Source organism: Candidatus Neomarinimicrobiota bacterium (assembly GCA_034716895.1).
Lineage (GTDB): Bacteria > Fidelibacterota > UBA8477 > UBA8477 > JABMPR01 > JABMPR01.
This window is the reverse complement of sequence record JAYEKW010000219.1, coordinates 1-1,774: the sequence shown is the minus strand read 5'-3', so window position 1 is coordinate 1,774 and position 1,774 is coordinate 1. Positions and strand designations below refer to the sequence as shown.

At 41.4% G+C, this 1,774-nt stretch carries 1 protein-coding gene; it reads right to left on the bottom strand.

Annotated elements, in window-relative coordinates:
* Positions 1-262: 262 nt before the first annotated feature.
* Entirely contained in the window at positions 263-1,306 is a 1,044-nt protein-coding gene (locus U9Q77_12670) for a Fic family protein (protein MEA3288212.1), read from the bottom strand.
* Between the last annotated feature and the right edge of the window lie 468 nt (positions 1,307-1,774).

The following is a 1,774-nucleotide window of genomic DNA, read 5'->3' as shown; positions in this document are numbered from 1 at the left end:
TAACTAAAGCTAATATTGACGAAACCGCTAGAAGTATCTGAGAATTCATGAAATGTGCCCTAAAACCAATAAATACAACCACATATAATGAACAAGCCTAAATTCATATATATCAACACTTTGCGTCATTTCGACAGGCTCAATGTAACGCTCTGCGCGCGAGGCGCTTTTTGCGAGGCCGTCAATATTAGCAAGCAATTGTTCCGGCGCAATGAAGTTTTCACATAGCCTCTATATGGATGATTGGTGGGGAAATTCAAAATTAGAAGTAGGTATTTACGGCAAACTCATATTGGTCCATGAGCATAGATTTAAACGCCTGCAGACTATTCTGCTCATAGAAGAGGAGTAACGCTTTTTTGTAATCGATGGGATCAACTGACCTGAAAGAAAGCGGACAAGCACCCCAGCTCAATAAAATGGCATTGCTGATGAGCCTGGCAGTCCGTTTATTTCCATCAGAAAAAGGCTGGATATAGGAAATCAGGCTTAGTACCAACAAGGTTTTCTCAAAAACATCCTGTTTAGCATTCACCAGTTGGCACATCTCAATGAGGGCTTCTTTGATTTGAAATTTGTTATCCAGAGGTCGATAATTCGTGCCTGTGATTCCTACCATGGTTTCACGAATATTGGGGTCAATTCCCAAATCCTTAACCAATAGCCTGTGAACCTCTTCAATTTTAGAAACGGTGAGTTCCTTAAAATAATCTGAATTTTCAATGATATAGTCCAGAGCTATTTTATGATTCAACAGCATTTGGGCTTCTTCTTTTTTCTTGCCTCGCGCCTCCAAATGATCTTTTAAAAGTTGTTCTGTTTCCAACAGTGAGTAGGTATTGCCTTCTATCTGAGATGATTTCCAGCTTAAATCAATACCCAATCTATCTAATTCCTGTCGATATACTGTTTCAGGGAGTCTGGAAACATTGTGCTTATATTTCTCTTGAAGTAATTTTATTGCTTCACGCTCCTGGCGGGATACTAAATCGACTGATGGAAGAATCTTGGAGATGAGATCTAGATTGAATTGTTTATGAATGATTCTTTCATCTACTTCCTCTTGAAAATATGCTTCGACCTCATAGGGATAGAAAAGCTTATAGCCCGGATGAACTGTATATTTTGTTGCCCTACCAACTCCAACTATTTGTAAAAACCCAAGGGCAACGCACTTTGAGAGTCTCCTTTTGATAGTGACCAGCCCAATATCTAAATCCAGTCCTGAGTGAATCTCAGAAGAAGACATATTAGGATTGTTTAGCACGTGATCGATTATCTTCTTATTAATTTTATCAATTACCATCATCCACCTATCTATTTACGTATCAATATATAGCAGATTACATATCACGCAACGCATTATATGATACGATACGGCACCAGCAATGATACGATTACTCACTGAATCCAGCCACATTCATAGAAACTTCGTCGTAACAAGCAGAGCAGACGAACCGCGAATTACGCGAATATACGCGAATTGAAAAAGCTTGGTTCTCGCGCAGAGAGGGAGTTGGGATGTTTGGATGTTTGGAGGTTTGGAGGTTTGGAGGTTGGGAAGTTACCGGCCCCTGAGTGATCCGAGAGGAACGAGGATTGTATCGAAGGGGGAGGTTCGGAGGTTACCGGCCCCTGCCTGCCCGGCGTAGCCCTGCCTATAGCCCATATAGTTGACAAATAAAATCGGGATGGGCGAAGACGGGAGTGATCCGAATGAAACGAGGGGAGTATCGAAGGGGGGCTATGGGTTTTTGAGTTCAGTGGAATTTTG

What these genes read in the sequence shown, in the direction of transcription:
- U9Q77_12670 (MEA3288212.1), bottom strand. Translation starts at nt 1,306, where the DNA reads ATGGTAATTGATAAAATTAATAAGAAGATAATCGATCACGTGCTAAAC.